The sequence below is a fragment of the Paenarthrobacter sp. FR1 genome, from assembly GCF_051106045.1.
Classification (GTDB): Bacteria; Actinomycetota; Actinomycetes; order Actinomycetales; family Micrococcaceae; genus Arthrobacter; species Arthrobacter nitroguajacolicus_A.
Genome location: NZ_JBPFSF010000006.1, coordinates 165,732 through 188,704, shown reverse-complemented (window position 1 = coordinate 188,704; position 22,973 = coordinate 165,732). Strand labels below are relative to the sequence as shown.

Below are 22,973 nucleotides of genomic sequence, written 5' to 3'. Positions count from 1 at the left end.
GAAATCCATGGGGAAAATCACATCTTCAGAGGCAGTATCTCGTCCTCTTAAGGCGGCGATGGGACTGGCCGTCCTGGCTCTGGCCGTGACGTTGAGCGCCTGCGGGGTCATTGCTGAAACGGATGACCAGGACCGGAGCAGTGCCGCTTCGGCCCCTGCCACTGAGACGCCCGCGCCGGCGCGTACTCCTGCTCCGAACCCGACTCCGGGCAAAGGCCCAGCGTGCCCCGAACTGCGATGCACCTCCATTACAGTCACCGGCGACATGCTGGTCCATACCCAGTTGTGGCAGCAAGCCCGGGCGGACGCCGCAGCGGCAGGACTGCCGGGCTACACCTTCGTTCCACTTCTGGAAGGACAGCGACGCTACATCGCCAACAGCGATCTCGCCATCTGCCATCAGGAAACCCCGGTGGCAACTCCCGAGGGGCCGTTCTCGGCCTATCCGTCGTTCAACGTGCCGCCTCAGATCATCACCGCGTCCAAGGATGTCGGCTACCAAGCGTGTACGACGGCGAGCAATCACACCATAGACCGTGGAACCGACGGTCTGCTCCGGACCCTGGACGCCCTCGACGCCGCCGGCCTGAAGCACACAGGATCCTACCGAACGGAAGCGGCGTCCAAGGAAATCCTGATGATCCAGACCGATGCTGCCAAAGTGGCCATCATCATCGGGACCTACGGGCACAACGGTCAGATCCCGGAGTACCCGTGGCTTGTGGACGAGTTGGATCCGGCCGTCATGATTGCGAAGGCAACCCAGGCCAAAGCGCTTGGCGCCGACATCGTCTTGGGCGTGATGCACGCCGGAGATGAGTACGCCAGCGAAGCCAACACCCAGCAGCAGGAAGTCGCACATGCTTTGATCGACAGCGGGCAGTTCACCATGGTCTACGGGCACCATACCCACTCGGTGCTCCCGATCGAGAATTACAAGGGCACCTGGATCGTGTACGGGCTGGGCAATGGCGTTACGGAATTGTCCCCATGGTACGTCGTCAACAATGAAGGGCTTCTGGTCAGGGCACAGTTCAGCCAGAATGCCGCGGGCGCCTGGGTTGCCTCGGATTTGGCCTGGGCCCCATCGGTGATCGTCCGCGACCCCTACCGTTGGTGCTCAGTGGCCAGCGATGCCCCGCAGGGTGTATGCGCAACACCGGAGGCTGACGCGGCAACCTATCAGCGCACCAAAGCGGTGGTTGAGTCCATGGGAGCCGCAACCGCTGGAGCCCATGAGCTCCTGATCACCAAGGAAAAGTAGCTACCGCGGACGGCGGGCGGCGTGTTCGCGCGCGAGGCGGGCGTAATCGTCGTCGGGCGCTCCCGGAACGAAGGTGCCGTATTTGCGTTCTGCCGCCGTCCTGATGAGGAAGTCGGCAATGGCAGGGTTCTTTGGCAACAACGATCCATGCAGGTAGCTGGCTACCACGTTGTTGTAGCGGGCTCCCTCATGACCATCCTTGCTGTTGTTGCCCGCGCCTTTGGTGACGGTTCCGAGAGGCTCGACGCCGGGACCGAGCGTGGTCTGACCGCTGTGGTTCTCGTAGCCCAGGATGTCACCGAACTCGGCTGACTTCATGATCACGTTGCCGATCAGCCGTTCATCCGTGCCGTGGGTTTCGACGTCCAGGATGCCGATTCCTGGAATGGTGGGTCCCGTGCTGGTCTTGAAGAACTTCCCGAAAAGCTGGTACAGCCCGCAGATCACCAACATGGGAGCGCCCTCGTCGGCGAGCTGCCTCAGTTGTTCTGCTCGCGCCTGGAGGTCGTCCTGGATAACGAGTTGGCCGCTGTCCTGCCCCCCGCCGCCCACAATGATGTCGACGTCTTCGGGAAAATCGTCGCCAACGTTGAACTCCAGCAGCTCCGGCGTGTAGCCGTGCCATTTGATGCGTTGCTGGAGGACCAGGGCGTTGCCCCAGTCGCCGTAGATGTTCATTTCCCGCGGGTAGAGCTGGACCACGCGGATGGTTCCCTTGCTGGGATGTGTTTCCCGGGGCGTCGGCTGTGTTTCCGAAGTCATGAGACCACCTCAACTATGGTGATTTTGGCGAGTTCGCGGCGAATGGCGAGCATGGACGTGTACGTGCAGAAGACCCGCTTTGGCTTGCCGCGCGAACCGTCGATGAACGTGCGCAGGGCAGCGGTGATGTCCGGTTCCACCACGCCGAAGGGCACCTCGTCGTACTGGAGGCGTAGAGCCATGTCATAGGCCCGGACGCCGGTCAGGACCTCCACGCCGTCTTCTCGAAGGGACTCGAATTCGACGTCCCAGAGCCAGGACATGTCACGTCCGTCCGCGTAGTTGTCATTGATGGCGATCATGGTGGCGTAGCCGCCGGCCGGAAAAGACTTCAGGCCAAGCCGGAAACCGCTTGGGTTCTTAACCAGCACCAATTCAAGCGGCTGTCCATCCACGGTAAGGCTTTCGCCTCGACCGAAGGCGGGCGCCACCTCGCCCAACGCCTTCACAAGCTTCGGAGTGTCAACTGGGCCTGTTCCCAGGACGGCCCGCGCCAAGGACAAAGCGGCAGCTGCGTTGAAGATGTTGTAAACGCCGCGCAGCTTCATGGCTGTGGTGACCGTCTTGCCGTCGAACTCGAAGTCGGCGTCCTGGGCACCTACCCGGCGGAGTACGACGTCGGCGGCCGGCAGGGCGACGATGTCACCGGTTGCGGCAGCAACGGGAGTGCCGGACGGGGAAGGGCCGCTTCCGGTGCGCATCTCGTCATCGTTGGGAAAAGTGCTGCGGAGCGATTCGTCGAGGCCGAAGTAGCGCACGCTGGGGTGGTGAACGGCATCAAGGCCATTGAGGGTGTCGGCGATTCTTGCCACGCGCGGATCCTCGCGGTTCAGGACCACGGTGTCCGTCGTCTTGGAGGCGATGTGTTCCAACAAGCGGGCGGTCTTGTCGATTTCGCCGAAGCGGTCCAGTTGGTCGCGAAGGACATTCAGCAGGAGGCTGAACCGGGGCTGGACCTTGTTAACGAAGTGCACGGCGTGGGCTTCGTCGAGTTCGAGGATGGCGATGTCGGCGTCGAGGCGTCCGCGCCAGTCGACCTCCCCGAGGAGCGATGCGGCCACCCCGCGGGTGAAGTTGCTGCCTGTGCGATTGGTGAAGACCTTCAGGCCTTGGCTTTCCAGGAGTTCCACCACCATCTTCGTGGTAGTGGTTTTGCCGTTGGTGCCGCTGACCACCGCGACGCCGTGGGGGAGTGAAGCCAGCGTTCGCTGCATGAAGCCGGGGTCGATTTTTTCAACCACCAGGCCGGGAAAAGCCGAGCCACCGCCCCGAAGCCGGGAGAGTGTGCGGACCAGCTTGCCGAGGGGGACGCTGAAGGAAAGCATGCTCTGTAATATATCCCAGTTAAGGCATGGAACCCGGCCCGCTGGCGGTACCCCACCGTCATTCGGAACGTTGAGATGGACACAGGCCACTATGATGGTCGAATGACCAAACCCCTTTCCGATGCTTCATCGCGCGTGGGTTCAGGACTCCGGATCGGCGTATTGGCTCTCCAGGGCGACTTCCGCGAGCATATTCACGCTGTGGAGGCTGCTGGCGCCACCGGCGTGGGTATCCGCCGGCCCGCCGAGCTCGACGACATCGACGGCCTGATCATCCCGGGCGGAGAATCCACCACCATCGACAAACTGTCCCGGATCTTCGAATTGCGCGATCCGTTGCAGAAGCGGATCGCGGACGGCCTTCCCGTCTACGGTTCCTGCGCCGGCATGATCCTCCTGGCTGATGAAATCGCAGATCCTGCCACCGACCTCGCAGGAAATCCCCAGCAGACCTTTGGCGGCCTGGACATCACGGTGCGTCGCAATGCCTTTGGCCGCCAGCGCGAATCCTTCGAAACCGACCTTGATTTCAAGGGTTTGGATTTCAGCGCGGGAGAGTCGGGCGTGGATCCTGTTCACGCCGTGTTCATCCGTGGCCCCTGGGTAGAGCGAGTGGGTCCCAACGTCCAAGTCCTGGCGCAGGTTGATCCGGACCACGCCAGCCACACGGCTACTTTGCACGGAGTGGCTAGAATTGTTGCAGTGCGTTCCGGCCAATTGCTGGCCACCTCCTTCCATCCGGAAGTGACGGGGGAGAAACGCGTGCATGAACTCTTTATTCGAATGATCAGAGGAGAAGCGTAAAGCATGTCAGGCCACTCCAAATGGGCGACCACCAAGCACAAGAAAGCCATCATTGACGGCAGGCGTGCAAAGTCGTTCGCAAAGCTGATCAAGAACATCGAAGTAGCTGCCCGCATGGGTGGCCCCGACCTCGCCGGCAACCCTGGCCTGGAACTGGCCGTCACCAAGGCAAAGAAGACCTCGGTTCCCAATGACAACATCGACCGCGCCATCAAGCGTGGTGCGGGCCTCACGGGTGAGGTCGTCGACTACACCGAAATCATGTACGAAGCCCGTGGTCCCCAAGGCTCTGCTCTGCTGATTGAGTGTCTCACCGACAACAAGAACCGGGCTGCCTCCGAGGTGCGCCTGGCCATTTCGCGTAACGGCGGCACCATTGCCGACCCCGGGTCCGTCAGCTACCTCTTCGCCCGCAAGGGTGTAGTCGTACTGCCGAAGAACGGCCTGAGCGAAGATGACATCCTGATGGCGGTGTTGGAAGCCGGCGCCGAAGAAGTCAAGGACAGCGGCGAGAACTGGGAAATCCACTCCGAGCCTTCGGACCTTCAGGCTATCCGCGACGCCCTGAAGGAAGCGGGCATCGACTACGAAACCGACGAAGCCGAATTCGTCCCGTCCATGCAGGTGGACCTCGACGTTGATGGCGCCAGGAAGTTCATGAAGCTCGTGGACGCGCTGGAAGATTTGGACGACGTCCAGAATGTGTACAGCAATGCGGACCTCAGCGAGGAAGTGCAGGCTGCCCTCGACGCCGACTAGGCGGGGCAGCACCTTATTTTGATAACCACCAGGAAGGCCCGGACTTGACTCTTCGCGTATTGGGAGTCGATCCGGGCCTTACCCGTTGCGGAATCGGCGTGGTGGACATCGAGCGCAACCGGCGGGCCACGATGGTTGCGGTCGGCGTGGTAGGTACCTCTGCCGAACTGACACTGGACAAGCGGTTGCTTGTCATTGCCGAAGCCATCGATGAATGGCTGGACCGGCACGAGCCGGACGTCGTCGCCGTCGAACGTGTTTTCTCCCAGATGAACGTCAGCACCGTGATGGGCGTGGCCCAGGCGTCAGGCGTCGTTATTGCGGCGGCGGCGCGCCGCGGCATCCCGGTCGCGTTGCATACACCGTCTGAGGTCAAAGCCGCGGTGACCGGCAGTGGGTCGGCCAACAAGGATGCCGTCACCAAGTTGGTGACAAAGATTCTGCGTTTGGATGCCCCGCCGAAGCCTGCAGATGCCGCTGATGCCCTTGCCTTGGCCTTGACGCACGCCTGGCGTGCCGGAAACGGGATGGGCGCTGCCGGCGGCAACTCCGGTGCGGGTACCCTCACCCCGGCCCAAAAGGCGTGGGCCGAAGCCGAAGCGAAAGCGCGCCGCGCGCGGTGATTGTCGGCTGCCCTTGCTAGGGTATTCGTAGATATGTTCGGATAGTCCGCTTTGGCCGTAAGAATTCAGGAGCCGGGTCTTGATCAGTTTTCTCCGTGGAACCGTAGCCCACGTTGGTTTGTCCACCGCCGTCATTGACCTCAACGGTGCGGGCATGAGCGTCTTCGCCACCCCGCAGACCTTGAGCCACCTCAAAGTGGGTACTGAAGCCAAGCTCTTCACTTCCATGATCGTCCGGGAAGACTCGCTCACGTTGTTTGGCTTTGCGGACGACGACGAACGCGAAGTTTTCGATGTCCTGCTGAGCGTGAGCGGGGTTGGTCCCCGCCTGGCGTTGGCTGTGCTTGCTGTCCACGAGCCTGAGGCGATTCGGGTCGCTGCTCACACAGGTGACGGCAAGGCTTTCACCAAAGTACCCGGCATCGGGCCCAAGGTTGCGGGGCGGATTGTGCTGGAGCTCGCCGGAAAGCTGGTTCCGCATGGCACGGGTACCACTACGGCCCCGGAAAACGCCATCAAGGCCGAATGGAAGCCGCAGGTAGTTGCGGCCATGACCAGCTTGGGTTGGTCCGAGAAAGACGCCACGGTCAGCATCGACAAAGCCATGGCCGATTCTCCCGAGCTTGTGGACGCGGGCAACGTAGCCCAAATCCTCCGCGCCACGCTGCGTTGGCTGGGCCAAGATGGTGCACGCGCCGGCAACCGCGTAGGCAGCCGTGGCTGAACAATCACTCGTCAGCGGGGGAGAGGAGCCGGAGGAGCGGGTCATTGAGGCTGCCCTCCGTCCCAAGAACCTGCATGACTTCGTGGGCCAGCACCGGGTCCGCAAGCAGCTTGCACTCGTCCTTGAAGCCTCGAAGATGCGCGGCCGCAGTGCCGACCATGTGTTGATGTCCGGTCCTCCCGGGCTGGGCAAGACTACCTTGGCCATGATCATTGCAGCCGAGATGAACGCGCCGCTGCGCATCAGCAGCGGTCCGGCCATCCAGCATGCCGGGGATCTGGCTGCCATCCTTTCCTCCCTGTCCGAGGGCGAGGTTCTGTTCCTCGACGAGATCCACCGTATGTCCCGGCCCGCAGAGGAAATGCTGTACATGGCCATGGAAGACTTCCGCGTGGACATCGTCGTTGGAAAGGGCGCCGGCGCAACAGCCATTCCCCTCGAACTCCCACCCTTCACTTTGGTGGGCGCCACAACCCGTGCCGGTCTCCTGCCTGGGCCCCTTCGGGACCGCTTCGGTTTCACGGGGCACCTGGAGTTCTATTCGGTGGCTGAGCTCGAACTCGTCCTTCGACGTTCCGCCGGATTGCTGGACCTGAAAGTGAACTCTGCCGGGTTTACCGAGATCGCAGGCCGGTCGCGAGGTACGCCGCGTATCGCCAACCGCCTTCTTCGCCGGGTCCGTGACTGGGCTCTCGTCCATGGGATTGAGCAAATTGACGCCCGTTCGGCGTCAGCTGCCTTGGACATGTACGAAGTGGATGAGCGTGGCTTGGACCGCTTGGACCGCTCTGTGCTGGAGGCGCTGATTACCAAGTTCAATGGCGGCCCCGTCGGCCTGTCCACGTTGGCGATAGCCGTGGGCGAAGAACCCGAAACCGTTGAGACCGTGGCAGAGCCGTTCCTGGTGCGTGAGGGTTTGCTGGGACGTACGCCGCGCGGGCGCATAGCCATGGCATCCGCGTGGACGCACTTGGGATATGCGGTGCCGTCGGGAGTCTTCGGCCAAGAGACCTTGGCGCTGTTCGGTGAGGATGAAAACCACGCCGAAAGCGTAGATACCGTTGGTTAACACGCCGTGTTCAGGTTTTCCCTCTAGACTGGTATGACGCTCGGCACGTTCGAGTCCTTGATCCATGCGCCCGCTTCGCGGATCTGCCAGGGACGTTGCCGGGAACCAAAACGTAAGTACAGAACGGAACTTCCCTGTGGATCCAATGACCATATTGCTGTTCGTCATGCTTGGACTCTTTGTCTTCATGATGTTCCGCCGCAACAAGAAGACCCAGCAGCAGCAGGCTGAAATGCAGTCCAAGTTCGCTCCGGGCGTCGATGTCATGACCAGCTTCGGTCTGTTTGGCCGCATCGTTTCCATCGACGAGGCTGAGAACAAGGTCGTTATCGAGCTGTCCCCGGGCAACGAGGCCACGGTTCACCGCCAGGCCGTCACCAAGGTGGTCGAGACGACCCCTGAGGAAGCCCCGGTTGTTCCGGACGACGCTTCTTCCCTGACCGCAGCGGAGACTGAAACTCCCGCAGCCGTCGAAACGCCGGAAGAAACCATTGCGCGCCTCAACAAAGAGGACAAGAAGGACAACTAGCATCGTCAACCGCGGCAACACCGCGGAGGACAACTTCTACGGCAGCGGAAAGCCGCCGGCTGACGCTCACCAGCGTGCGCCGGCGGCTGTTCGGCGATAACAGGAAGATCGATAATGGCACGGACCGGCCCCAAAAACTCAGCCCGCAGGGTGCTGACTTGGCTTGGAGCAATATTCGTTGTACTAACCGCTGTCCTGGCTGGCGGAGTGGTGACTGGCAATGCCAGTTGGGCTCCCAAGCTTGCCCTGGACCTCGAAGGCGGAACCCAGATGATCCTCGCCCCCAGGGTGGAGGGTTCCAGCGAGATCAATGAGGAGCAGCTCAACCAGGCAGTTGCCATCATTCGGCAGCGTGTCGACGGCTCCGGCGTGGCCGAAGCGGAAATCAGCACGCAGTCCGGCCGCAACGTGGTGGTTAGCCTTCCGGGTACACCCTCCAAGGAAACCCGGGACCTCATCCAGGCTTCGGCCGACATGAACTTCCGCCCGGTCATCGCTGCGGCCGACCCCGCCGCCATTCCTGTCGAGTCCCGGACGCCGGAAGACCAGCTGAACAAGCCGACAGCGGAGCCGGCCAACGCCAGCGACCCCAATTGGATCACTCCGGAAGTCCAGAAGGAATTCGAAGCACTCGATTGCGTCAATCCCTCCACCGAACGGCGCGACCGCTCCGATCCCGCCAAGCCCCTGGTGACTTGCGAGGCAGCCACCGCCCAGACTCCCGCGGTCAAGTACATCCTTGGTCCGGTTGAGGTCAGGGGGCAGGACATCAGCGATTCCACCTTCTCCCAGGTTCAGGGTGCACAGGGTTCCGTGACCAACTCCTGGGGTGTCAACATCGTCTTCAACGCGGATGCCACCGCGAAATTCAAGGCCGTCACCGAGCGGCTCAACCAGTACTATGTGGCAGCACAGGCGCAGGGTACCGACGATCCCAAGTCCCAGTTCGCTATTGTCCTCGACGACAAAGTAATTTCCGCGCCGCGTTCCCTTGCCGTCATCACTGACGGCCGCCCGCAGATTACGGGCAACTTCACGCAGGCGTCCGCCAAGGCCTTGTCCGACCAGTTGCGCTACGGTGCGCTGCCGATCAGCTTCGAGATCCAATCGCAGGAGCAGATCTCAGCCACACTCGGTGGCGACCAGCTGCGGCTCGGTCTGCTGGCCGGCATGATCGGTTTGTTGCTGGTTGTTGTCTATTCACTCTTCCAATACCGTGCCCTTGGGTTGGTCACCATTGCGTCCCTTGTGGTGGCCGGTGTCCTGACGTATCTGGCGATCGCCATCCTCGGGTGGACCGAAAACTATCGCTTGTCCCTGGCAGGGGTGGCCGGCCTGATTGTGGCCATTGGTCAGACCGCCGACTCGTTCATCGTCTACTTCGAACGCATCCGTGATGAGCTGCGCGAAGGACGTGGACTTGTTTCCGCCGTCGAGAACGGCTGGAAGCGCGCCAAGCGCACCGTGCTGGCCTCCAAGGCCGTCAACCTCCTGGCCGCGTTGGTCCTCTACTTCGTGGCGGTGGGCAACGTGCGCGGTTTCGCGTTCACCCTGGGCCTGACGGCCCTGGCCGACCTCCTCGTGGTCTTCATGTTCACGCACCCCATGCTGCAGGTTCTTGCCCGCACCAAGTTCTTCGGCGAAGGACACCGGTTCTCCGGACTCTCGCCGGACCGCCTTGGCGCCATACCGCTGTACCGCGGCGCCGGCAGGCTTCGGGCTCCGGATGAGAAGCCCAAGCCCGTGCGCGCACGCAACTCCGGCGCCGTGGCTGAAGCCGAACGACGCATGACCATCGCCGAACGGCGCCTCGCCGAGAAGGGCCAGCTGACTGGTACTTCCAACGGCACCAAGGAGGAGAAGTAATGACCACGAGCTTCGCAACCTTCGGCCATGAGCTCTACACGGGCAAGCGCTCGTACAACTTCGTCAATTCCAAGAAGATCTGGTTCATCATCGCGGCGGTGGCCGTGGCCCTCTCCATCCTCATTCCGGTGGCAAAGGGTGGCTTCAACCTGGGAATCGAGTTCCGCGGCGGCTCGGAGTTTACCGTTTCGAACGTGAGCACCACGGATGCAAGCCTGGGCGAAAAGGCCGTCCACGACGTCGTTCCGGGTGCGATTCCGCGCGTCGCCAATGTCGCGGGAAACACCATGCGCATCCAGACGGATCAGCTGACCGATGACGAGACCAACCGCATCAAGGACGGCCTCACAACCGCCTACGGTGTCACGGAAAACGAAGTGACATCCAACTTCGTAGGCCCCACGTGGGGACAGGATGTCACGCGCCAGGCACTCATCGGCCTGGTGGTCTTTGTTGGCTTGGCCGCCATTCTGATGGCGTTGTACTTCAGGACCTGGAAGATGTCGTTGTCCGCCCTGGTTGGCATGCTCGTCACGATGTTCACCACAGCGGGTGTTTACGCACTGAGCGACTTCGAGGTGACGCCGTCGGCAATCATCGGCTTCCTGACCGTCCTCAGCTACTCGCTGTATGACACCGTGGTGGTCTTCGACAAGATCCGCGAGAATACAGCCGATATTTCCACCTCCACACGCCGCACGTTTGGCGAAGAGGTGAACCTTGCTGTCAACCAAACCCTGGTCCGTTCCATCAACACCATGATGGTGGCGGTCCTCCCGGTGGCGGCGATCCTGTTCATCGGTGCCGGTCTCTTGGGCGCGGGAACATTGCGTGACTTGTCCTTGGCGCTGTTCGTGGGCATCCTCATCGGTACCGCGGCCACGATCTTCATCGCTGCACCCCTGTACGCCTGGTTGCGGCAGGGAGAACCGGAACTCGTGAAGCAGGCCAAGAAGGTAGCGCACCGCAGGGCTGAAGTCACGGTCTAAGGTCCCTGCAGCCCAGTGTTTCGCCAAAGAGCCGGTCCCCGCAACAGCGCGGGGACCGGCTCTTTGACTTGCCGCTGTCATCGTCATGTGCTGTCCAGTTGCAGAAGCATTCACTTGCGGGAATAGACTGGGAGAATTAAATCGGTTGTGAGGGGTACTTCTGTGGAAGAACGTGCGACGTCGGCACCACCGGCGGGCGGGGAAGACGGCCGCAGTGCTGTGGCGGTTCCGGCAACGAGCGTGGCTGGACGGACCGCAGGTGCGGTACCGGTCGATACTCCCGGCGTGCGTCCAACCTTTCCGGGGCGGCGTGAGCGCACTCGTTCCCGACTGGCACGGCTCACCGGCCGCGGCGTCGCTCCGTACTCGCCGATCCTTGAGCCCCTGCTGCGGACTGTTCGGGCCAACAATCCCAAAGAAGACTTTGACCTGATCCAGCGCGCCTTTGCCGTAGCAGAGCGAAGCCACCAGGGCCAGAAACGCAAGAGCGGCGATCCTTACATCACCCACCCCGTCGCAGTAGCCACCATACTGGCTGAGCTCGGTATGACGGGTACGACTCTGGCCGCGGCCCTGCTCCACGACACCGTCGAAGACACTCCGTACACGCTCGCTGACCTGACGAGGGACTTTGGTCCTGAAGTCGCCATGCTCGTGGACGGCGTGACCAAGCTGGACAAGGTCAGCTTTGGCGAGGCCGCCCAGTCGGAGACCGTCCGCAAAATGGTTGTGGCGATGGCCAAGGACATCCGTGTCCTGATGATCAAGTTGGCCGACCGCCTGCACAACGCACGTACCTGGCGCTTCGTTTCCGCGGAGTCTTCGTCGCGCAAAGCCCGCGAAACACTCGAAATCTTCGCGCCGCTGGCCCACCGCCTGGGTATGAACACCATCAAGTGGGAACTTGAGGACCTGTCCTTTGCGGCTCTCTACCCCAAGGTGTACGAAGAAATAGTCCGCATGGTGGGAGATCGGACGCCGGAGCGCGAGAAGAGCCTCAGCGTCATCCGCAACCAGATCGCCGACGATCTCCGGACCGCCCGGATCAAAGCCACCATCACCGGCCGGCCCAAGCACTATTACTCGATCTACCAGAAGATGATCGTCAGGGATAAGGACTTTGACGACATCAACGACCTCATGGGGGTTCGTGTCCTGGTCGATTCGGTGCGCGACTGTTACGCAGCACTTGGCACCCTGCACTCGCGATGGAACCCCCTTCCGGGTCGGTTCAAGGACTACATCGCGATGCCGAAGTTCAATATGTACCAATCGCTGCATACCACCGTCATAGGTCCCGGTGGGAAACCAGTGGAGATCCAGATCCGTACCCACGAGATGCATCGCCGTGCAGAATACGGTGTTGCTGCGCACTGGAAGTACAAGGATCAGCCCAACAGGACAGCCCAAGGCCCGGGCAGCCCACGCGACGGCGACATGGGCTGGCTGAGGTCCTTGGTGGACTGGCAGCAGGAGACGTCCGATCCTGGGGAGTTCTTGGATTCCCTGCGGTACGAAATCAACGCCCGGGAAGTCTTCGTGTTCACGCCCAAGGGCGAAGTCATGGCACTTCCTGCGGGGTCCACGCCTGTGGACTTCGCCTACGCCGTTCATACGGAGGTGGGACACCGCACCATTGGTGCGCGGGTCAACGGCAAACTGGTTCCCCTCAACAGTGAGCTGAACCATGGCGACTGGGTGGAGATCTTCACCTCCAAGGCGGAAGGTGCCGGACCAAGCCAGGACTGGCAGCATTTCGTTAAATCGGCCCGTGCGCGCAATAAGATCCGTCAGTGGTTCACCAAGGAACGCCGCGAAGAAGCGATCGACCGCGGCAAGGACATGCTGACACGCGCCATGCGGAAGCAGAACCTCCCATTGCAGCGGCTCATGACTCACGATGCTTTGTCGGCAGTCGCGGAGGACTTCCACTACGTCGACATTTCCGGGCTCTACGCGGGGGTCGGCGACGGGCATACATCTGCCCAGTCCGTCATGGAAAAGCTCATGGAGCAGCTGGGCGGCCATGAAACGCCGGACGAAGACCTCGATGAAGTCAGTATTCCCACGCAGGTTGCCAAGTCCAAGTTCTCTGATTCGGGCGTCATTGTCCGCGGCGTGGGCGATGTTTGGGTCAAGCTGGCCCGGTGTTGCACGCCTGTGCCGCCTGATCCCATCCTGGGCTTCGTTACCCGTGGATCGGGCGTATCCGTCCACCGAACCGATTGCACTAACGTTTCGGGTCTCCGTGACCAGCCGGACAGGATCGTCGAAGTTGAGTGGGCACCCACGCAGTCCAGTGTCTTCCTGGTGGAAATCCAAGTGGAAGCGCTGGACCGGAAGTCCCTCCTGTCCGACGTGACGCGTATCTTGTCCGAAAATCACGTCAATATCCTCGCCGCATCGGTTCACACTTCCAGCGACAGAGTAGCCATCTCGAAGTTCGCCTTCGAGATGGGTGATCCCAAGTACCTGCACCACGTGTTGAACGCCGTGCGCCGCATCGACGGTGTCTTCGACGTCTACCGCACCACAGGCAACCGGCGCCGCAGCTAAGTCGCATCTTCATCAGCCAGTCGCGAAAGCGTGGCCAACGCCCGCTTTTTATGGGGCACTCTTGGTGATGCCTCCACGGCCAGAATGAGGAGGCGCAGCCTGATCCCGAGTTCCTTCCGGTTCAGGAGGCGCCTTAGCGCGGGCAGGGCGCGGTCTTTTTCGACGTGGAGGGCGATGTCCGCGGCCGTACGGAGTGGACTGCTCACCAGCATTCCACCCAGGCTCACGACATCCAGCTGTCCAAGCCGCACCTCATGGAGGCTGCATGGGGTGGTGCCTCGCAAACTGGATATCCGGTGCTTCGCGTCAACCAAGAGCGACAAATGCTCTGGAGGTTTGGCGCAGCCGTAGATCCATGCTGCTGTCAGCCGTCCGGCGACCACCTTGGTGCGAATCCGTTCCGGGACGGTCAGGGCCGCTGCACGGGCACGCAGCCGGTGCGTGACGGCCACACCCGGTGAGGCGTAGCTCTTGCCGTAGAGGGGCAGCAGGATGCCATCCAAGGCCATCCCCTGCAATTCGTGCCAGGTGAAGATTCGGCTGGGGGAGTAGAGCTCAGGGATGACCGGCTCGACTAAGTGCGGGGTGGTTGCAGCGGGGACCATCCATTGATCATTCCGCGCAGCGGCCTAACGAGTACAGGCTCCGTCCCGGTTATGTGGATAACGGGAACGGAGCCTGTATCAAGCGAAACGCAGAAAAGAACTAAGCGAGGTCGCTGGCCGAGCGTTGGATCTGGTCAAGCCAAGCCTGGCGTGCTTCCAAGGCCTCGCGCGCGGCCTTGATACGGCGCTGGTCGCCTGCCTTCTCCGCCTTTTCGAGGTCTTCCTTCAGGCCGGCAATGGCGGTCTCCAGCTGAGACAAGGCGCTGTTGGTACGGGCCTTTGTCTCGGGGTTGCTCCGGCGCCACTTCTCTTCTTCAGCGTCGCGCACAGCGTCCTCCACCTTGCGAAGGCCAGCCTCAATGCGACCCATGTCTGCGCGCGGAACCTTGCCTGCCTCTTCCCAACGGTCCCGGATGGACTGGAGGGCCTTCTTGGCGGCGTTGAGATCGTTGATGGGAAGGAGGGCCTGCGCCTCGGCTACCAGCTGTTCCTTGACGGCCAGGTTGGCAGTGTATTCCTGGTCGATTTGATCATTGGCCGCCTGGCGATTGCTGAAGAATACGTCCTGGGCCGCACGGAACCGACCCCACAGGGCGTCGTCGTCCTTGCGGCTGGCGCGAGGGGTAGCCTTCCACTGGTCCATCAGCCGGCGATACTCGCCGGCAGCGAATCCCCAGTCGGTGGACGAGGACAGTGCCTCGGCCTCCGCAATCAGGGCTTCCTTGGCGGACTTGGCAGCAGAGTTGTTGCTGTCCAGTTGGGAGAAGTAGGCCCGGCGGTGTCGATCAAACACTGTTCGTGCTGAACGGAACCGCTTCCACAGGGCGTCTTCGTTGCTGCGGCCGAGCCGGACGCCGCTCTTCTGGGCAGCCTTCCATGTCTCGAACAGTTCGTTCATGCGGGCGCTGGAGGTCTTCCACTGGATCTGTGCAGGATCCTGGCCGGCAATGGACTCCGCTTCGGCCACGATGGCTTCCCGGGCTGCAAGTTCGGAGGCGCGGACGGCGTCATGGGCAGCCTTTTCGGACTTTTCCAGCTCCACGATCTGGGTGGACAGGGCGTCAAGTCGGGACTCGGCGGAGCGGATGTCGCCCACCATGTTCCGTTCGGCGAGCTGCTCACGCAGATGGGTGACAGTCTTCTGCATGTCCGTTGCGGGTGCCTTGGACTCCACCCGGTGTTCGAGCAGGACCACCTGGGCGATGATGTCGTCGAACTTCCGTGCGAAGTAGCCCAGCGCTTCATCGGGGCTGACGCCTGGGTATTGGCCGACGGCGATTTCCTCACCATCCAGCGTCAGGAAGACGTGGCCGTCACCTTCGGCACGACCCCATTTGGCTGCTTCAGCAAGTGTCGCCGCGGACACTGCCGGAGCGGCAGGCACGACGGCGGCGGGAGCCTTGGGCCGGGCCGCAAACGCTGCGGGGGAAGGCGCCGGAGACGGCGTAGGGCGAGGTGCAGCCGCCGGTGCAGGCTCAGCCACTGCAGCGGGTTCCTCCGCTGCGGAGGCTGCGGGCTCAGCCGGGGTTGGCTCTTCTGCGGTCACGGGCTGTTCTGCAGATACAGGAGCGGACGCTTCCGTACTGTTGGTATCGGTCGCCTCGACTGCTTCTTCGTTGGCCACTGCTGCTGTTTCGTCGGATTTCTGACTGTCTGTCACCGCTAAAAGTCTTTCGCTTGGAGGGACTGCTAAGGTAATGCACCCCGGGCCGGGGCCTGGAGCTGGTTACTTCAGAGAAAACGAGTCTATCGTGACAGGTGCCACAGGGGCGCCGTCGCCGGTGTTTACGCCAGCTTTGAGGCCTGCGGCCGCAATCGTGGTGACCACGTCCAAACCGCTGGTTACCTTGCCCACCACGGTGTAGCCACCGGCCGTGTCCGCAGGGATGGTGGTGTCCTTATACACAATGAAGAACTGGTGGCCATTGCCGTAGGCGTCGTTCCCGGTGCGGGCAACAGCGATCGTTCCCGCGGGGTATTTGTTGTCCGCCGGAGTGTTTTCCAGAGGCCCCCAGCGGTAGTTGGCGTCATCGGCGCCATCTTCGGTCTTCGCGCCGCATTGCAGGAGCCCAAACGTTTCGGATGTGGTCAGGCGGTGGCAGAACGCGCCGTTGTAGTAGCTGGCGTCGCTCAGCGACTTGAGCACCGCGGCAGCCTGTGGCGCAGCGGTTCCGTTCAGTTCAACGCCAATGACGCCGCTGTTCAAGGCGAGCTCACCAGTGAAGGTTTTACCCGCGGCAGTGTCGGGGCTGGGAATGTCGGCACTGTTTGAGGCCGCCGGTGAAGCGGACGGAGAACTGAGCCCGGCTTCGGCCGCGGCGAACTCAGCCTCGGTGGGATTCGAGCTGAACACCGTCAATTGCAGAACGACGGCAAGAATCACCGCCGCGGTTCCTGCGCCGATGGCGATGGTGTTGTCGCGTTTGCGCCGCTTGCCCTGTTCCTGCCGCAGGGCACGCTTGGCTTCCATCTGCCTGATGCGCCGTTTCGCTTCGCGGTCATCCCGCGACCTTGTTGCCAAGAGTCCTCCTGATTGTGTCCACGTTCGTTGGCTGCCGACAGGAACCCGGGCGTGCTGCATTAGATGTGCACGCGCGGAAAGCATAAACTGGCTGCCGCACATAGTTTATGCATGACCGGCTGGACGCCCGCCCTGTAAACGCCGAACGGGTGTTTAAAGCTGCGGCGCTGTTGGGCTGGGTCAGCTTTCTTCGAGGAGACATTTCCACCATGGCACGTACCGCCTCCCTGTCCGGATTCCCCGAGTGGCTTCCCCAGGAGCGGTTGGTGGAGCTCCACGTGCTGGACACGCTCCGGAAGACATTCGAACTCCACGGATTTTCCTCCATTGAGACCAGGGCTGTGGAAACGGTCGGCCAGTTGCTCCGCAAAGGCGAGATCGACAAAGAGGTCTATGGCCTGAGCAGGCTTCAGGACGATGAGGCAGACGCCGCGAAGCAGAACCAAGCGGACAAGGCAGATCCCAACGCCCTGGCCCTGCACTTCGACCTCACCGTTCCCTTCGCACGCTATGTGGTGGAGAACGCCGGGTACCTGGCGTTCCCCTTTCGCCGCTACCAGATCCAGAAGGTATGGCGGGGCGAGCGTCCTCAGGAGGGTCGCGCCCGCGAATTCACCCAGGCGGACATCGACGTCGTGGGCGACGGCGAGCTGCCCTTCCGCTACGACGTCGAGATCGCGCTGGTCATCGCCGAGGCCTTGAGTGCCTTGCCGATTCCGGACTTCCGGCTTCGAATCAACAACCGCAAACTCGCGGAAGGGTTCTACCGCGGCATTGGTTTGACGGACACCGCTGGCGTTTTGCGAAGCATCGACAAGTTGGAAAAGATCGGCGCCGGGAAAGTCGCTGAGCTGTTGAAGAGCGAACTGGGAGCGACCGAGGAACAAGCGGCCCTGGCTCTCAAGCTCGCCGGCATCCGTACGGAAGACACGTCGTTCGTCCAGCAGGTGCGTGCTTTGGGTGTGACCGATGAGCTTCTGGAAGAGGGCCTCAACGAGCTGGAGCAGGTCATCCAGGCAGCTGTACAGCGCGCCCCGGGCAAAGTAGTCGCGGACTTGAGCATCGCCCGAGGACTCGACTACTACACGGGGACCGTCGTGGAGACCGTGCTGGTCGGCCACGAGCAGCTTGGTTCGATTTGCTCCGGCGGACGCTACGACGCTTTGGCGAGCAAGGGCAACCGCAAGTTCCCCGGCGTCGGCCTTTCCATCGGCGTGACCCGACTCGTCTCCCGCATCCTGAGCCAGGAACTGGCCACGGCATCCCGCTCAGTGCCAACCGCGGTCCTTGTTGCCCTGAACACCGACGACAGCTGGTCAGCCGCCCAGGACATCGCGGCCCAGCTGCGTGGTCGTGGCATAGCAACCGAGGTTGCGGCCAAGGCTGAGAAGTTCGGCAAGCAGATCAAGTTCGCGGACCGCCGCGGAATCCCTTTCGTCTGGTTCACCGACGACGACGGCCAGCACCAGGTCAAGGACATCCGCTCCGGAGAGCAGGTGGACGCCGACCCGGCGACGTGGACACCTTCGGAAGAAGACCTGCACGTTCGAGTCACCACTGCCTGATTCCCGCACCCTTCGTTCCGTCCTCGTGGCGGGAGCCGCGGCCGGGGCGGGTAAACTCGGACGGGATCGTCTTTGCGGCGATCCCTATAAATTTCATGCTGAAAGGAATGCTGTGCTGCGCACACATGACCTCGGATCCCTTCGCTCCGAGCACATTGGACAAACCGTTACCCTGGCCGGCTGGGTGGGCCGCCGCCGTGATCACGGTGGCGTTGCATTCGTTGACCTGCGTGACGCCTCCGGGGTCGCCCAAGTGGTTGTCCGTGAGGAAGAGGTCTTCCACGGCCTGCGGAACGAATACGTCCTGCAGGTGACGGGCACGGTCAACAAGCGTCCTGAAGGCAATGAGAACCCTGCCTTGGCTACGGGTGAAATCGAGGTCATGGCCGATAAAGTCGTCATCCTCAACACCTCCGAGCCGCTTCCGTTCCAAATCGACGAGCACGTCGAAGTTGGCGAGGAAGCACGGCTCAAGCACCGCTACCTGGACCTTCGCCGTCCCGGCCCCGCCCGCAACATGCGCCTGCGTTCAGAGGCCAACCGTGTGGCACGCGAACTGCTGCACCAGCGCGGTTACATCGAAATTGAGACGCCCACGCTGACGCGTTCGACGCCGGAAGGTGCCCGCGACTTCGTCGTGCCGGCACGTCTGGCCCCGGGCTCCTGGTACGCGCTTCCGCAGTCGCCGCAGCTTTTCAAGCAACTCCTCCAGGTGGGCGGCTTCGAAAAGTACTACCAGATTGCCCGTTGCTACCGCGATGAAGACTTCCGTGCGGACCGCCAGCCGGAATTCACGCAGTTGGATATCGAAGCCAGCTTCGTGGACCAGGACGACGTCATTGAGCTCGGCGAAGCAATCGTCAAGGCACTCTGGCAGCTGATCGATGTCGAGATCCCCACTCCGATCCGCCGGATGACCTACCTGGATGCGATGGCCAAATACGGCTCGGACAAGCCGGACCTGCGGTTCGGCGTTGAACTGACCGAGCTCACTGAGTTCTTCAAGGACACCAACTTCGGCGTCTTCAAGGCACCATACGTGGGCGCCGTCGTCATGCCTGGTGGCGCGTCACAGCCCCGTCGAACTCTGGACGGCTGGCAGGAATTCGCCAAGCAGCGCGGGCACAAAGGCCTGGCCTACGTCCTCTTCAAGGAAGACGGCGAGCTTGCTGGTCCGGTTGCCAAGAACCTGACGGAGGCCGAGCGTGAGGGGCTCGCCGACGCTGTTGGCGCCAAGCCCGGCGACTGCATTTTCTTCGCGGCCGGCGAGAAGTCAGCCGCCCGCGCCCTCCTCGGAGCTGCCCGCGTGGAAATCGGTCACCGCACGGGTCTGATCGATCCCAAAGACTGGGCTTTCGTGTGGATCGTGGATGCGCCGATGTTTGAGCCCGCTGCAGCAGCCGTCGCTTCCGGCGACGTCGCTGTCGGCGGTGGCCAGTGGACGGCCGTACACCACGCGTTCACCTCGCCAAAGCCCGAGTTCCTGGACACGTTCGACAAGGACCCCGAGTCCGCACTTTCCTACGCCTACGACATCGTCTGCAACGGCAACGAAATCGGTGGCGGCTCCATCCGTATCCACGAGCGCGAAGTTCAGGAACGCGTCTTCCAGCTCATGGGCCTGGACAAGGAAGACGCCGAAACGAAGTTCGGTTTCCTGCTGGAGGGCTTCAAATACGGCGCACCTCCGCATGGCGGCATGGCCCTCGGCTGGGACCGCGTCGTCGCCTTGCTCGCCGGCGTGGAGTCCATCCGCGACGTCATTGCCTTCCCGAAGTCAGGCAACGGCTACGACCCCCTGACTGCGGCGCCGGCTCCGATCACGGCGCAGCAGCGCAAGGAGGCAGGCGTCGACTTCAAGCCGGAGGCCAAGCCTGCGGCCAAGCCGGAAACGACATCCGAGTAAATCTGTAGCCAAAGGCTCTCCATCTCGGTGGGGAGCCTTTGGTGTTCCCTCGACGAAAGGTGAACCGGCCGTGGTTGAGCAAGCCACCATCGAGTCACTCATGGACAAAGCCTGGCCCGCCCTTGAGCGGGAGGCGGCAGGGGAGTGGGTGCTCCGAGCCTCGGATGGAGTGACGCAACGGGCCAACTCCGTGTGGCCGAGGTCCGTACAGGGTCACGAATCCGGTCTTTCCGCTGAAGGCGGACTCGAAGCGGCCATCCGCTCGGCTTCTCAGTGGTACCGGAAACGACGGCTGCCACTGATTTTCCAGGTCTTCGAGGATTCCCGGAGTGCTGCCCTTAATTCCGTGTTGGACGGGCAACGCTTCACGCGGCAGTCTGAGACAAGGATCATGGTCCGTGGTGTGGATGGCCTGCCTCCTGGCTCCCCGGACGTGGAGATCTCCCACCGGCCCTCGGAAGAATGGCTTGAGGTGTGGTGGTCTGTCGACGGTCGCGGCGGTGCCGCTGAACTGTCCGTCGCCCATAAGATCCTCACCGCTTGTCCCTCGCTCTATGCCTTGGTGCGGAATGACGACGGCGTCCCCGCCGCCGTCGGACGGCTTGCCTTGGTGGACGGTTGGGGCGGTATCTACAGCATGGCGACGTCGGCAGCCCACCGTAGGCGCGGATACGGCGCCAAGGTCTTGGCGTGCCTGCTTGAGGGCGGCGCCGAGAAGGGCTTGGAAGGGTTTTGGCTGTTGGTGACAGCAGCCAATAGCGCAGCGCAGTCGCTCTACGCCCAAGCCGGTTTCTCTGAATACGGCAGCTATGTGTATCGCCAGGCTCCGTTGAAACGCGCACCCGGCGGCTGTTGAAGAGTGCTCCTGAGTTGAACAGTGCTCCTATGCGGACGGATCAGTCACGATGATCCGCACCGAGCAGGCGTCCGCCGCGGCCTTCGCCAGCGCCGCGGCCTTGGGCTCTTGAACGTCCAGGAAAGCCAGGCGGGTACGTCCGGACACGGCCTTGAGTGCGGGGTGGGCGAGCACTTGACCCACCAAAGCACGGTCCCCGCCAGGAACTATGTACTCGATGCGGTGTTCGTTGAAGATCCTCGCGGCGTGCTCGGCTGTTGCTTTGGTCTCAACGAAGCGGTTACCGCTTTTTGAACCAAGAATGGTGGAGCCACTGGTGGCGGCCAGGGCGTAGCCGCCCCTGCGCACCAGCAGCAGGCCCAGGCCGCGTTCCTGGCTGGCAAGCGAGGCCAAGCGCTCCAGCTCGGTAGCGCCCCGGCCCGGGCGTCCGTCGGTCGGCCACGGCGCCCGCAACAATGCGGTTGCTCCGTCGGCCGCGCGCAGGATCAACCCGCCGTCGTCGAAGTCTTCAACAACGGGACTGTGGCTCGCAGTGAAACGGTGAAGCCAGCCCTGCAACCTTGCTGCGGGCACCACAGCGGTCCGGTTGCCGGAGCGCTGCGGCGGGGCCGGTGCAGGACGGTCCATGGTGGATGTCTCCTTTGCTGGAACTATGAGTAGCCTATCCATGTGGAAGATCTCTTTGGTGCCGGTGCAGTCAACGACGACGAGTCGGAGGAATTGCCTACCGCCGGGGGGCCTTCCGACGCTCACTGGATGGCGTCGCAGCGCAGCCCGTTGGCTGTGAGGATGCGGCCCCGCACTTTGGACGACGTCGTGGGGCAGCAGCATCTGCTGGGGCACGGTTCACCCCTGCGCCAGCTGGCAGCCGGGGCGGAGGCGGCCGGACCGGCGGGTCCGAGCTCGGTCATCCTGTGGGGTCCGCCTGGAACCGGCAAGACCACCCTGGCTCACGTGATCGCCCGCGGCCCGGGGCGGAAATTCGTTGAATTGTCGGCCATCACGGCAGGCGTCAAGGATGTCCGGCGCGTCATGGACGAGGCCTTGACGGCCCGGGACTTGTATAAGAAAACCACGGTCCTGTTCCTCGACGAGATTCACCGCTTCAACAAAGCCCAGCAGGATGCACTGCTGCCAGGAGTGGAGAACCGTTGGGTGGTGCTGGTGGCAGCAACTACGGAAAACCCGTCGTTCTCGGTGGTGTCGCCGCTTCTGTCCCGTTCGCTGTTGCTGACGCTGAAGCCGCTCACCGACGACGACATCTCGGGTCTGTTGAAGAGGGCCGTGGCCGACGCCCGTGGCCTTGCTGGTCGGGTGGAGCTCAGCCCGGAGGCGTTGGACCATCTGGTCCGGTTGTCCGGAGGCGACGCCCGCAGGGCGCTGACGGCGCTGGAAGCTGCCGCCGGTGTAGCGTTCGGTGACTCCGCCGCCGTCGGGAATATCGGCTCCGCCGAGGCGGAGGAGGTCGGCGACGACGGCGAACCGGGACTTGCCAACGACGGCGCGCCTGACGCGCCGGTACTGGTGGAACTGCGCCACACCGAGAGGGCACTGGACGCCGCGGCCGTTCGATACGACCGCGCCGGCGACCAGCATTACGATGTGGCCAGCGCCTTTATCAAGTCCATCCGGGGCTCGGATGTGGACGCTGCCCTTCACTATTTGGCCCGCATGCTGGAAGCCGGCGAGGACCCGCGGTTCGTGGCCCGCCGCATTGTGATCTCAGCTGCGGAGGACATTGGCATGGCCGACCCTACGGCGCTGCAGACAGCGGTAGCCGCGGCGCAAGCGGTCCAACTGATCGGTATGCCGGAAGGCCGCATTGTCCTGGCCGAGGCTGTGGTCCACCTGGCCACCGCACCCAAGTCCAATGCCGCCTATATGGGGTTGAACAGAGCCGTGGCAGATGTCCGGGCCGGATTCGGCGGCGGCATCCCCATGCATCTGCGTGACGCGCATTATCCGGGGGCCAAGCAGCTGGGACACGGCAAGAGCTACAAGTACGCGCACGACGAGCCACACGGCGTGGCAACCCAGCAGTATCCGCCGGATGATTTGGTGGGCAAGGACTACTACGAGCCCACAAGCAATGGCGCCGAACGGGACATCGCAGCAAGATTGGAACGCCTTCGCAAGATAGTCCGCGGTGAGTAGACCACAGCAGGAGGCCGACAGTGGGTGGCGGGCCGGCACATGGTAGGATAGTTGCTTGTCTGGCATGGCCCGACGCACAATCCCTTTGAAGATTTC

At 62.6% G+C, this 22,973-nt stretch carries 20 protein-coding genes; 14 read left to right on the top strand and 6 right to left on the bottom strand.

Annotation, left to right across the window (positions count from 1 at the left end):
- Positions 1-7 precede the first annotated feature (7 nt).
- The gene (locus tag ACR30Z_RS13680) at positions 8-1,264 is read left to right on the top strand and encodes a CapA family protein (RefSeq protein WP_434373067.1); all 1,257 of its coding nucleotides are present in this window, start codon (positions 8-10) and stop codon (positions 1,262-1,264) included.
- Here ACR30Z_RS13680 and ACR30Z_RS13675 read toward each other — a convergent pair whose 3' ends face one another.
- Positions 1,265-2,026 (bottom strand): type 1 glutamine amidotransferase, encoded by a 762-nt coding sequence (locus tag ACR30Z_RS13675; RefSeq protein ID WP_434373066.1) that lies wholly within the window; start codon positions 2,024-2,026, stop codon positions 1,265-1,267.
- Positions 2,023-3,351: a Mur ligase family protein gene (locus tag ACR30Z_RS13670; RefSeq protein ID WP_144648407.1), complete on the bottom strand. Its 1,329-nt coding sequence runs from the start codon at positions 3,349-3,351 to the stop codon at positions 2,023-2,025. Before ACR30Z_RS13670 ends, ACR30Z_RS13675 begins: the two co-directional genes overlap by 4 nt.
- Positions 3,352-3,453: 102 nt before the next feature.
- Between ACR30Z_RS13670 and pdxT the strand changes: the two genes are divergently transcribed.
- From pdxT to ACR30Z_RS13625, 9 genes are all read left to right on the top strand, one after another.
- On the top strand, positions 3,454-4,155 hold the full coding sequence (gene pdxT / locus ACR30Z_RS13665) for a pyridoxal 5'-phosphate synthase glutaminase subunit PdxT (RefSeq protein ID WP_144648406.1): 702 nt from the start codon (positions 3,454-3,456) through the stop codon (positions 4,153-4,155).
- A 3-nt stretch (positions 4,156-4,158) separates the two neighbouring features.
- Positions 4,159-4,914: a YebC/PmpR family DNA-binding transcriptional regulator gene (locus ACR30Z_RS13660; protein WP_090821706.1), complete on the top strand. Its 756-nt coding sequence runs from the start codon at positions 4,159-4,161 to the stop codon at positions 4,912-4,914.
- A 44-nt stretch (positions 4,915-4,958) separates the two neighbouring features.
- Positions 4,959-5,537: a crossover junction endodeoxyribonuclease RuvC gene (gene ruvC / locus ACR30Z_RS13655; protein WP_144648405.1), complete on the top strand. Its 579-nt coding sequence runs from the start codon at positions 4,959-4,961 to the stop codon at positions 5,535-5,537.
- A gap of 79 nt (positions 5,538-5,616) precedes the next feature.
- Positions 5,617-6,261, top strand: coding sequence for a Holliday junction branch migration protein RuvA (ruvA, locus tag ACR30Z_RS13650; protein ID WP_434373065.1), 645 nt, complete (start codon positions 5,617-5,619; stop codon positions 6,259-6,261).
- Positions 6,254-7,330 (top strand): Holliday junction branch migration DNA helicase RuvB, encoded by a 1,077-nt coding sequence (gene ruvB, locus ACR30Z_RS13645; protein ID WP_144648403.1) that lies wholly within the window; start codon positions 6,254-6,256, stop codon positions 7,328-7,330. Before ruvA ends, ruvB begins: the two co-directional genes overlap by 8 nt.
- A 145-nt stretch (positions 7,331-7,475) precedes the next feature.
- Positions 7,476-7,859 carry a preprotein translocase subunit YajC gene (gene yajC / locus ACR30Z_RS13640; RefSeq protein WP_434373064.1) on the top strand — a complete coding sequence of 128 codons (384 nt, stop codon included), beginning with the start codon at positions 7,476-7,478 and terminating at the stop codon, positions 7,857-7,859.
- A 114-nt stretch (positions 7,860-7,973) separates the two neighbouring features.
- Positions 7,974-9,725 (top strand): protein translocase subunit SecD, encoded by a 1,752-nt coding sequence (gene secD / locus ACR30Z_RS13635; RefSeq protein ID WP_144648401.1) that lies wholly within the window; start codon positions 7,974-7,976, stop codon positions 9,723-9,725.
- Positions 9,725-10,714, top strand: a complete 990-nt coding sequence (secF, locus tag ACR30Z_RS13630) for a protein translocase subunit SecF (RefSeq protein WP_144648400.1) — start codon at positions 9,725-9,727, stop codon at positions 10,712-10,714. Before secD ends, secF begins: the two co-directional genes overlap by 1 nt.
- 162 nt (positions 10,715-10,876) lie before the next feature.
- The gene (locus ACR30Z_RS13625; RefSeq protein ID WP_434373063.1) at positions 10,877-13,270 is read left to right on the top strand and encodes a RelA/SpoT family protein; all 2,394 of its coding nucleotides are present in this window, start codon (positions 10,877-10,879) and stop codon (positions 13,268-13,270) included.
- Here the strand turns inward: ACR30Z_RS13625 and ACR30Z_RS13620 are convergent.
- From ACR30Z_RS13620 to ACR30Z_RS13610, 3 genes are all read right to left on the bottom strand, one after another.
- On the bottom strand, positions 13,267-13,875 hold the full coding sequence (locus ACR30Z_RS13620) for a hypothetical protein (RefSeq protein ID WP_434373061.1): 609 nt from the start codon (positions 13,873-13,875) through the stop codon (positions 13,267-13,269). The two genes, ACR30Z_RS13625 and ACR30Z_RS13620, sit on opposite strands and share 4 nt — an antisense overlap.
- A gap of 100 nt (positions 13,876-13,975) precedes the next feature.
- The gene (locus tag ACR30Z_RS13615) at positions 13,976-15,535 is read right to left on the bottom strand and encodes a DUF349 domain-containing protein (RefSeq protein ID WP_434373060.1); all 1,560 of its coding nucleotides are present in this window, start codon (positions 15,533-15,535) and stop codon (positions 13,976-13,978) included.
- Positions 15,536-15,601: 66 nt separating this feature from the next.
- Positions 15,602-16,396 carry a peptidylprolyl isomerase gene (locus ACR30Z_RS13610; RefSeq protein WP_208759931.1) on the bottom strand — a complete coding sequence of 265 codons (795 nt, stop codon included), beginning with the start codon at positions 16,394-16,396 and terminating at the stop codon, positions 15,602-15,604.
- A gap of 209 nt (positions 16,397-16,605) precedes the next feature.
- Here ACR30Z_RS13610 and hisS point away from each other — a divergent pair, with 209 nt between their 5' ends.
- From hisS to ACR30Z_RS13595, 3 genes are all read left to right on the top strand, one after another.
- On the top strand, positions 16,606-17,961 hold the full coding sequence (gene hisS, locus ACR30Z_RS13605) for a histidine--tRNA ligase (RefSeq protein ID WP_434373059.1): 1,356 nt from the start codon (positions 16,606-16,608) through the stop codon (positions 17,959-17,961).
- 112 nt (positions 17,962-18,073) lie between these two features.
- On the top strand, positions 18,074-19,867 hold the full coding sequence (gene aspS, locus ACR30Z_RS13600) for an aspartate--tRNA ligase (RefSeq protein ID WP_434373058.1): 1,794 nt from the start codon (positions 18,074-18,076) through the stop codon (positions 19,865-19,867).
- Positions 19,868-19,937: 70 nt separating this feature from the next.
- On the top strand, positions 19,938-20,723 hold the full coding sequence (locus ACR30Z_RS13595) for a GNAT family N-acetyltransferase (RefSeq protein ID WP_434373056.1): 786 nt from the start codon (positions 19,938-19,940) through the stop codon (positions 20,721-20,723).
- A 27-nt stretch (positions 20,724-20,750) separates the two neighbouring features.
- Here the strand turns inward: ACR30Z_RS13595 and ACR30Z_RS13590 are convergent, their stop codons facing one another.
- Positions 20,751-21,350 carry a Vms1/Ankzf1 family peptidyl-tRNA hydrolase gene (locus tag ACR30Z_RS13590; RefSeq protein ID WP_434373054.1) on the bottom strand — a complete coding sequence of 200 codons (600 nt, stop codon included), beginning with the start codon at positions 21,348-21,350 and terminating at the stop codon, positions 20,751-20,753.
- A gap of 42 nt (positions 21,351-21,392) precedes the next feature.
- On the opposite strand from ACR30Z_RS13590, the gene ACR30Z_RS13585 reads away from it, so the two are divergent.
- Complete coding sequence (locus ACR30Z_RS13585; RefSeq protein WP_434373053.1) at positions 21,393-22,877, top strand: replication-associated recombination protein A; 1,485 nt, start codon at positions 21,393-21,395, stop codon at positions 22,875-22,877.
- Positions 22,878-22,973 lie beyond the last annotated feature (96 nt).